The sequence below is a fragment of the bacterium genome, from assembly GCA_021372775.1.
Taxonomy (GTDB): domain Bacteria; phylum Acidobacteriota; class Polarisedimenticolia; order J045; family J045; genus JAJFTU01.
Genome location: JAJFTU010000229.1, coordinates 1 through 9,117, shown reverse-complemented (window position 1 = coordinate 9,117; position 9,117 = coordinate 1). Strand labels below are relative to the sequence as shown.

Below are 9,117 nucleotides of genomic sequence, written 5' to 3'. Positions count from 1 at the left end.
AGCCACCAGGCCTGCGCGATCGGCGCCCGCCCCGCCTCCGCGGCGACCGGAACGACGGTCGGCGCCGCCGCGCGCGCGACGGCGCACGGCGCGGCGACCGCCGCGACCGCGGCCGCGAGGACGGTTTCGATTCGCCGCGCGTTCGAAGACACGTGCCGGCCCTCTCCCCCCAAAAGGAGAAGATAGGCGCTGCGGACGGGAATGGGACGGTTTCCTGCGGACAAGACGGCGGGGACGGGGCGATTCGCCCCGCCCCCGCGAAAGACGTCAGATCCGGTCGAGAGCCTGCCGGATGTCCTCGATCACGTCGTCCACGTCCTCGAGGCCGACGGAGAGGCGGATCATGTTCTCGGTGATGCCGCTGTGGAGTTTCTCGTCGGCGGTCATGTCGGCGTGGGTCATCGACCACGGATGCTCGATCAGCGTCTCGATCCCGCCGAGGCTGACGGCGAGGCGCGCCTCGCGCAGCGCGTCGAGCGCGCGGAACGCCTCGGCCTCGCCCCCCTTGACGAAGAACGAGAGCAGGCTGCCGGTGCCGCTGCACTGCTTGGCGTGCAGCTCCTGCTGCTCGCTCCCCATCTCCGGAAGGCCGGGGTAGGCGACCCGCTCGACCTTCGGGTGGGAGCGCAGGAACTCGACCATCTTCAGCGCGTTCTCCTGCTGCTTCTCCATCCGGAGCTGCAGCGTGCCGAGGCTGCGCAGGATCAGCCACGCCGTGTCGGGGTCGGAGTTCGAGCCGAGGATCGTGCGCGTCCCCTTGATCTTGCCGATCAGTTCCTTGGAGGACATCGCGAGGCCGGCGACGAGGTCCGAGTGGCCGCCGATGAACTTCGTCGCCGAGTAGAGGACGACGTCGGCGCCGAACTTCTTCGGCTGGCTGAAGATCGGCCCCATGAAGGTGTTGTCGACCATCACGAGGATCGGCCGGTCGGCCGTCGAGTGGGCGTCGGCGACTTCGCGCGCGGCGGCGATGTCGGTGAGCTGGATCGTCGGGTTGGCCGGCGACTCGATGTAGATCACCTTCACCGTCGGGTCGCGGCGCACCAGCTCGTCGATCTCCGCCTTCGAGGCGCCGGCGGGGAACGGAATCGTGCGGATGTTGAACATCGGCAGCAGGTGGCGGAACAGGAACTCCGTGCCGCCGTAGACCGGGTCGGAGAAGATCAGCGTGTCGCCGGGACGCAGGAAGGTGAGGACGGTGGAGGAGATCGCGCCCATGCCGGAGGCGAACAGCGCGGCGGCGTCGTAGCCGTCCCACGCCGTGACGCGGTCCTCGACCATCTCGCAGTTCGGGTTCGCGACGCGGGTGTAGATCAGCGCCGGCACTTCCCCCTCGCGGGCCGCGCTGAGGCCGTAGGCGATCTCGAACGCCCGCTTCCCTTCCTCGGCCGTCTTGAAGATGAACGTCGAGGTGCGGAAGACCGGCGGGAAGGCGGCGCCTTCCGACCACTGCGGGTTGTAGCCCTTGGTGAAGACCTGCGTCTGGGGCTTAGGCGTGTGTTCGTCGCTCATTGGGGGGCTCCAAAAGAGATCACGGGGGGACGCCGAGATTATCGCCCCAATTGGCCGGCGGCGCGCGGCGCGCCCCGCCGGCGGCCGGAGACGGAAAGAGGCGGCCCGAAGGCCGCCTCCCGCCGGACTTCTCCGTCGTCCTCGAGGGTCAGGCCCGGTGCAGCTCGCTGGCCGCCTCGAGCCCGATCTGGTAGGCGCGCTTGTTGAGCTCCTCGGTGCCGCGGGGAACGCGGGCGAGGATCGCCTGTTCGGCCGCGCTCTCGCTGACGACCTTCGACAGGCGGACCATCACGCCGAGCGCGACGATGTTGGCGACGATCACCTTGCCCGCCTTCTCGCGCGCCAGCTTCTCGAACGGCACGCGGACGACCTTCCACTGGTGGGCTTCGGGCAGGCGCGTCACCGCCTCGGCGTCCACCACGAGGAAGCCGCCCGGCTTGAGGTCCTCGTGGTACTTGTCGAACGCCTCCTGGGTCAGCGCCAGCAGCAGGTCGAGGTTCTCGGCCTTGGGGTAGTCGATCTCGCCGTCGGAGATGATGACCTCCGACTTGCTCGCCCCGCCGCGGGCCTCCGGCCCGTACGACTGGCTCTGCGTGGCGTTCTTTTCGTCGTAGATCGCGGCCGCCTCGGCGAGGATCTTGCCGGCCAGCACGAGCCCCTGGCCGCCTTCTCCCGAGAGGCGCAGTTCGTAGCGGAAACTCATCGTTCGCTCCCCTCCCCCGTCACTTGCGCACACGCTCGACGAGCTGCGCGTACTGCTCGGTGTACTCGGCCCGGTCCTCGTCCACGAAGACGCCGCAGACGACCGCCTCGCGCCGCTCTTCCGGCGTCAGCTCCTCCGACTTGGGGATCGAGACGGTGTGGGCCTTGAGCCACTCGGTCATCTGCACGCCGTCGCCGGCCTTGTTGCGGCGGCCGTACGTCGTCGGGCAGGGGGTCATCACCTCGACCAGCGAGAAGCCCTTCTTGCCGATCGCCTTCTCGATCACCTTGTCGAGGACCAGCGGCCGCGCGATCGTCTCCCGCGCGACGAACGACGCGCCGGCGCCCTTCGCGAGCTGGACGATGTCGAAGTTCGGCTCGATCGAGCCGAAGGGGGCGGTCGCCGCCTTCTTGCCGGTCGGCGTGGCGGGCGAGACCTGCCCGCCCGTCATGCCGTAGATCCAGTTGTTGTAGAGCAGCACGGTGATGTCGATGTTGCGGCGCGCGGCGTGGATGAAGTGGTTGCCGCCGATCGCGGTGGCGTCGCCGTCGCCGGTGACGACGATCACCTTCAGGTCGGGACGGACCATCTTGATCCCGGTGGCGAAGGTGAGGGCGCGGCCGTGGGTGGTGTGGAGCGTGTTGAAGTCGACGTAGCCGGAGCTGCGGGACGAGCAGCCGATCCCCGACACGACCATCACGTTGTCCTTGTCGAGGCCGAGCCGGTCGATCGCGCGGAGAATCGCCTTGAGGATGATCCCGTCCCCGCAGCCGGGGCAGAAGATCATCGGGAACTTGTCCATCCGGAGGTACTTTTCGTAGTTCATCGTCCCTCCCGCTCAGCCGCGCGCGGCGCGCTCGATCGCCTCGAGCAGTTGGCCCGGGCTGATCGGCTGGCCGTCCACGCGGGTCAGCGGCGCGACGGCGCAGGCGCCGGCCGCCGCCCACTCGACCTCGTGGGCGTATTGTCCGAAGTTCATCTCCGGCACGATGATCGTCTTCACCTGCTCGGCGAAGGCGCGAATCTCGCGGTCGGCGAGCGGCCAGAGGGTGCGCGGCCGCAGCAGCCCGACCTTGATCCCCTTCGCGCGCGCCTCGCGCACCGCGTGGGCCGCGGCCCGGGCGGTGGCGCCGTAGGCGAGCACGCCGATCTCGGCGTCGTCGCACTGCTCGCGGACGACCTCCACGATCTCGGCGCGGTAGCGGACCAGCTTGCCGTTGAGCCGCAGGTTGAGCCGCTCGATCTCCTTCGGGCTGTTCGTCGGGAAGCCGGTCTCGTCGTGGTGCAGGCCGGTGACGTGGAAGCGGTGGCCGTCGCCGTAGGCGGCCATCGGCGGCACCATGTCGTCGGTGTGCTGGTACGGCTTGAACGTCCCCGGCGCGGCGTCCGGCTTCTTGCGGTCCACGACCTCGACCCGCTCCGGCAGCGTCACCTTCTCGTTGACGTGGGCGATGATCTCGTCCATCAGCAGGATGACCGGGATGCGCAGCTTCTCCGAGAGATTGAAGGCGCGCACGGTCATGTCGTAGCTCTCGCGCACCGAGTTCGGCGAGAGGACGATGATCGGGTGGTCGCCGTGCGTGCCCCAGCGGGCCTGCATGACGTCCCCCTGCGCCGGCATCGTCGGCATCCCGGTGCTCGGGCCGCCGCGCATCACGTTCACGATCACGCACGGCACTTCGGCGATGCAGGCGAAGCCGATGTTCTCCTGCTTGAGCGAGAAGCCGGGGCCGGAGGTCGCGGTGAGCGCCTTGGCGCCGGCGAGGGAGGCGCCGATCACCGCGCCCATCGCGGAGATCTCGTCCTCCATCTGAATGAACCGGCCGCCGGACTGCGGGAGGAGCGCCGACAACTCTTCGGCGATCTCCGACGACGGGGTGATCGGGTAGCCGGCGAAGAAACCGAGGCCCGCGGCCATCGCCCCGTAGGCGACCGCCTCGTTGCCCGACATGACTTTCACGTTGCTCGCGGCCATCGCCTCAGGCCCCCTTCTCGGCGTCCCGGATCTCGATCGCGAAGTCCGGGCAGATCGCCTCGCACTGCAGGCAGCGCGTGCACTTCTCCGCCTCGACGACCGCGGGGACGCCGTTTTCCATCTTGATCACGCCGCGCGGGCAGTAGTCCACGCAGAGACCGCAGCCCTTGCACCAAGAAACCCGGACGAAGATCTCCGGAGGCGCCTTCTTCGACTTCGCCGGGGACGCCCCGCCCTCGCCGGGGACAGAACGATCGGATGCCGACATTTTTCCGTTCCAGACGGGAAGATAGCGGACGCAACGGACCGGGCCGCGGGGACGACCCCTCTGCGGCCTGCCGTTGCGTTCGAGGGAACCGCCGCCCTTCCTCGGCGATTCCGGAGGCCACGATAACTTCTTGATAAGGCCAAGGCAACAGAGCGCCGCGACGCTGATTTACCAGCGCAAAACAACCCGGCGACGATCGAAGTCCCGCCTGGGCGGCCGTCGGCCGGGCCGCGGACCTAATCCCCGACAAGGCTCCGCTTCGCGTCAGTCGGGGCGATTTGCGCCATTTATCAAGAACGCTTTCTTTGTAACCGCCGCGCGTCGGCGAGGCGTTCGTTCACGAAACGGTCAAGACGTCTTGCGCATCGCGCGGAGAAGAACGACGAGCAGCGCCGCTCCGGCGAGCGCGAGCGCGGCGACGAGCGCCAAGCGGCCGACGCGCGCGCCGCTCTCCGCGGCCCGCTTCGACGGCGCCAAGTCGAGCGTCGCCGCGACCGTCGGCCGCCCCGCCAACGCCCGCCTCACTGCGGAAGAGTCGGCCGCGCCGGAAGGCGGCCGCTCGAGCCCGGAGGCGAGACGCACGTTCCCTTCCGCGGGCCAGACGAAGAGCAGCGAGGCGTCGCGCCGCCAGAGCCGCGCGCTCAGGACCGGGGCGCCGTCTCCCTGCGCCGCGACCTCGATCGCCGCCGTTCCCGGCGGCGGATCGAGATCGACGAACGCCGCGCACGGGGACGCGCCGCAGCGCCAGGACGCCCCGCCAGCGAAACTCCGCCCCGTCGGCGCGCCGAGCCGGGCCTCGTCGCGATAACGCACCTCGACCGTTCCCGACGAGCCGGACGGGGCGGTCAGCTCGAGCTGCGCGATCAGGGTGCGGTCGTCGCCGAGCCGCAAGATCTCCGCCCGTCCCCCCGCGCTCACCGTCGCCGCCGCGCCCACGGCGCTCGGCACGTCCGCCTCCGACCGCTCGGCCGGAACGAGCCGGTCGCCGGCCAAGACGAGCAGATCGCGCCGCGACCGCCCGAGCGGCGCGAGCAGTTCCGCGGGAAGCGGGAGAAGCGCGACCTCGCCGGGCCGGGCGGCGGACGCGATCGGCCACGCCTCGCGCGGCCGCGGCGGCTTGGCGAAAGCGGCCAAGCCGGTCGCCGACGCAGGCGGCGTCGGCCACGGGACTTCGCCGGGCGCGACGGCGCCGGCCACGGCGATCGTCCCTCGGCAGGTCGCGGGATCGAGCGCGGGCGCGTCCTCCGACGCGGCGACGGCGGCGGGGACGATCGTGTACGGCCGCGAAGCGGCGGCGGCCTGGAAGAGGATCCAGCGCGGCTCGAACCGCAGACGTCCCGTGACGCGCGCGGCGTCCGGTCCGTCGAAGCGCAGAAGACGCGCCCCGGCCGGCACGCCGACCGCGCCCGAAGCGCCGGCGACGTCGCCGAGCGGGCGGAACCGCCCTCTTTCGACGAGATAGAGCCGTCCGCCGCGCGCCCCTTCGATCTCCAGCGTCGCCGGCGCGGCGGCGCCCGCGCCGAGGTCGAGATAGGCGGAGTCGGCGAAGCCGGCGCGCGCGGCGGCGGCGACCGGCGCGGCGGGACGGTCGGCGACGTCGAACGGAATCGCCTCGACCGCCGCGCCGCGCAGTTCGGGGAACCCCGCGACGCGCGGCAGGGCGATCCGCAGATAGCGCGCCGTCGTCGGCGCGTAGGTCAGCGTGGACTTGTTCAGGCCGTCGCCGTCGCCGAGACGGAAGAGATCCCCCGCGCCGAGCGGCGTCCAGGTCCGGAGATCGTCCGAGCCCTCGACGCGGCAGCCGGCCGCGATCATCGGCTGCGCGAACTCGAGCGACGCGCGGGCGTGCCGCGCGGGCGCCGTTCCGACGTCGAGCGTCAGGCGGCGCCAAGCCGCGTCCTCGGCGACGCCGACGACCTGCGCCGCGATCCATCCCGCCGGCGGCCGCTGCAGCGCGTACGGCAGGGAACGTCCCGCGCCGTCGAGGACCGCGAAGCGCCCTTCGGCGCCGCCGAGGAGCAGCGTCCGCGCGTCGAGCGCCGCGCGGACGCATCCCGCCGCCGGCGACGCGACGACGCTCGCCGGCGCGTTCGCCGGCGCCGCCGCGAGCGCCCCGCCCGCGGCGCAGGCGAGAGAGACGAGAGCCGCGGCGCGTCTCATCGTGTTTCCTTCCGGCCGAAGACGAAGCGTTGATAGAGGTAGGCGAGCAGCAGCAGGCTCGCGCCGAGTCCGAACAGCGAGAAGACGCGGTAGAGATCCTGGAGCTCGGCGAGATCGAAGAGGAAGACCTTCCCCACCGCGAGCAGCATCACGGCGAGGCTTCCCCAGCGCAGCACGAGCCCGCGCGTGGCGATCGCCGCGGCGAGCAGCAGCGTGCCGAACAGCACGTAGGCGGCGGAGTAGGTGTACATCTCGGCGTTCGTCGTCGCGCCGCCGAAGAGCACGTCGCCGTGAAAGAGCTGCCGCACTTCGAGCGAGAGGAAGAGGAAGGCGTAGACCAGCGAGCCCGCGGCGCAGAGGCGCGCCGCGGCCGGCGGCCAGCCGACGCGCGGCGCGCGCCGCGCGAGAAGCGCGGCGATCAGCGCCGGCGCGCCGTAGGCGACGAGGAGTCCGTTGAAGATCGGCGTCGCGCCGACCGGACGCGGCGCGAAGAGCGGGTCGAGGATCAGCCCCAGGACGGGCAGCCCGCAGCCGAGGGCGGCGCACAACGCGGCGCGGCCGCCGAGCGCGAGGGAGCGGCGCGCGGCCCGCTCGCCCCACGCGTCGAGACCCCAGCCGAGCAGCGCCCAAAGCGAGACGATCGTCCCCGCCTCGGCGACGTGGAACGAGCCGGCGTCGGCGAGGCGGAACCCGCCCTCGACGCCGGGCGCGGCGTGGAAGTAGTGCCGCGCCTCGAGCGCGATCAACAACATCCCGCAGCCGATCGCGGCCAGTTCGAACAGCTCGTGGAGCCGCGGCGGCGCGGCGTTCGGAATCCGCTCCCCCGAGGGATTTTCGAGCGGACGCAGCAGTCGTCCGGCGAGCGCGAAGGCGGCGATCGGCGCGCCGATGCCGTAGAGCAGCCAATTGAAGACCGGCGTGTCGCCGAGCGGGTACTCGTAGAGGTAGGGGTTGAGGACCAGCCGCGCCAGCGCGGCGGCGCCGAGCGCCGCGGCGAGCCAGCGCAACCCCTTCACCCCCGTCCGTCGTCCGACGAGGATCAGCAGCGGCGCCTCGATCGCCCACGCGACGGTCAGCGTGAAGCGGTCGAGCTCGAACGGCGCGGCGGCGGAAAGGAACATCGTCGCCGCCGCGGCCAGCGCCGCCAGCGGCGCGTCGAGATCCGCGCCGAGCGCGCGGCGCCGCGCGACCGGAATCGCCGCGGCGACGAAGAGCGCGGCGAGGCCGAGGCTCCAAACGCCCCAGCCCCCCGCCGGCGGCGTCGCGCGCAGGCAAGCCCACGCGCAGAGGAAGTAGCCGAACGCCGACGCGGCGGAGAAGGCGGCGAAGCGGACCGGCGACGCCGCGCCCCACAGCGCGGCGTAGCCGCCGACGGCGAGCAGGCCGCCGTAGAGCAGCGCCGTCCAGCCGAACGACGCCGGCAGGGCGGCGGCGTTCGGCGCGGCCGACGCCCAGCGCGCGAGCAGCAGCAGCCCCGCGCCCCAGGCGATCCAGGGCAGCGGCTCGAGCCGCGTCGCGAAGCGCGCGAGGACGATCGAGCCCGCGGCGAGCAGACCGAGGAAGCACCACTCCAGCGTCCCGAAGTCCCCGACGCCGACGAGACAGGCCGTCAGCGCGGCCGCGCCGCCGACCGCGCCGAGCGTCAAGGCGTTCGCGAACGCCTCCCCGCCCCACGGCGCCGCGGTCTCCGCGGCGAGCCGCCGGCCGGCGACGACGAACAACGCCGCCGACGCAAGCAGGAAGAGGCCGACCGGCAGCGTGTCTCCGGGCTCGAAGCGAAGCGCGAGCCAGAGCGCCGCCCACGCAAATCCGCCGAGCCCGGTCAGCGCGGCGAGCGGCCAGAGCGCGCGCCGGCGCGCGACGAGCAGCAGGCCGACTTCGAGCAATGCGAGATAGCCGAAGAGCCCGACCGGGTTGTGCTCGGTCGAGCCGATCAGCGCCGGCGTGAGGAAGCCGCCGACGAGGCCGAGGACGGCGATGAACGGGCCTTGGCGCAGCGAGAGCAGGACCGCGGCCGCGGTCGTGAGGACCATCAGGCCGAAGCCGGCCGGACGCGGCACGAGATGGTAGAGCGACGTGCCGGCGAGGAAGCTGGCGTAGAGCGAGGCGATCCCCGCGGCGGTCAACCCCTGCGCGACGCGCGCCGACCGCGGGACGAGCCGCTGCCCGAGAACGAGCAGCGCGACGCCGAAGAGGACGCCGATCACGACGCGCGCCGTCGGACCGAGGAGCCCGCGGTCGAAGGTGAACTTGAGCAGGAAGGCGGCGGCGAGGAAGAGCGCCGCCGAGCCGATCCAGACCGGCAGACGCGAGGCGAGCGTTTCCTCGAGGTTGCGCCGTTCCCCTTTCTCCCGCGACGCCTCGTGCGCGAGGCCGGCGAACGGTTCGGCGGCGCGGGGCGCTTCCGCTCCGCCCGCCCCCGCGCGCGGCGCCTCGCTTCCGGCCGCGGCGGCGGCGTCGCGCCACGGCGCCGCGGGCGCCGGCTTCGCGGTCGGCGGC

7 protein-coding genes are annotated in these 9,117 nt (G+C 72.3%); all 7 read right to left on the bottom strand.

What is annotated here, in order from left to right:
- Nucleotides 1-267 precede the first annotated feature (267 nt).
- Nucleotides 268-1,512, bottom strand: a complete 1,245-nt coding sequence (locus LLG88_08355) for an aminotransferase class I/II-fold pyridoxal phosphate-dependent enzyme (GenBank protein MCE5246914.1) — start codon at nucleotides 1,510-1,512, stop codon at nucleotides 268-270.
- 148 nt (nucleotides 1,513-1,660) lie between these two features.
- Nucleotides 1,661-2,215 (bottom strand): 2-oxoacid:acceptor oxidoreductase family protein, encoded by a 555-nt coding sequence (locus tag LLG88_08350; protein MCE5246913.1) that lies wholly within the window; start codon nucleotides 2,213-2,215, stop codon nucleotides 1,661-1,663.
- A gap of 19 nt (nucleotides 2,216-2,234) precedes the next feature.
- Nucleotides 2,235-3,041 (bottom strand): 2-oxoacid:ferredoxin oxidoreductase subunit beta, encoded by an 807-nt coding sequence (locus LLG88_08345; GenBank protein ID MCE5246912.1) that lies wholly within the window; start codon nucleotides 3,039-3,041, stop codon nucleotides 2,235-2,237.
- A gap of 12 nt (nucleotides 3,042-3,053) precedes the next feature.
- Nucleotides 3,054-4,190: a 2-oxoacid:acceptor oxidoreductase subunit alpha gene (locus LLG88_08340; GenBank protein ID MCE5246911.1), complete on the bottom strand. Its 1,137-nt coding sequence runs from the start codon at nucleotides 4,188-4,190 to the stop codon at nucleotides 3,054-3,056.
- Nucleotides 4,191-4,194: 4 nt separating this feature from the next.
- Entirely contained in the window at nucleotides 4,195-4,458 is a 264-nt protein-coding gene (locus LLG88_08335; protein MCE5246910.1) for a 4Fe-4S binding protein, read from the bottom strand.
- Between the two features lie 348 nt (nucleotides 4,459-4,806).
- Nucleotides 4,807-6,618 (bottom strand): DUF3999 domain-containing protein, encoded by a 1,812-nt coding sequence (locus LLG88_08330; protein MCE5246909.1) that lies wholly within the window; start codon nucleotides 6,616-6,618, stop codon nucleotides 4,807-4,809.
- On the bottom strand, nucleotides 6,615-9,117 hold a 2,503-nt coding region (locus LLG88_08325), incomplete at its 5' end, for a DUF2339 domain-containing protein (protein ID MCE5246908.1). The genes LLG88_08325 and LLG88_08330, both read right to left, overlap by 4 nt.

Bases quoted from the DNA above. Each gene is read 5' to 3' on its own strand.
- LLG88_08345 (MCE5246912.1), bottom strand. From the start codon at position 3,041: ATGAACTACGAAAAGTACCTCCGGATGGACAAGTTCCCGATGATCTTC.
- LLG88_08330 (MCE5246909.1), bottom strand. From the start codon at position 6,618: ATGAGACGCGCCGCGGCTCTCGTCTCTCTCGCCTGCGCCGCGGGCGGG.
- LLG88_08340 (MCE5246911.1), bottom strand. From the start codon at position 4,190: ATGGCCGCGAGCAACGTGAAAGTCATGTCGGGCAACGAGGCGGTCGCC.
- LLG88_08350 (MCE5246913.1), bottom strand. From the start codon at position 2,215: ATGAGTTTCCGCTACGAACTGCGCCTCTCGGGAGAAGGCGGCCAGGGG.
- LLG88_08355 (MCE5246914.1), bottom strand. From the start codon at position 1,512: ATGAGCGACGAACACACGCCTAAGCCCCAGACGCAGGTCTTCACCAAG.
- LLG88_08335 (MCE5246910.1), bottom strand. From the start codon at position 4,458: ATGTCGGCATCCGATCGTTCTGTCCCCGGCGAGGGCGGGGCGTCCCCG.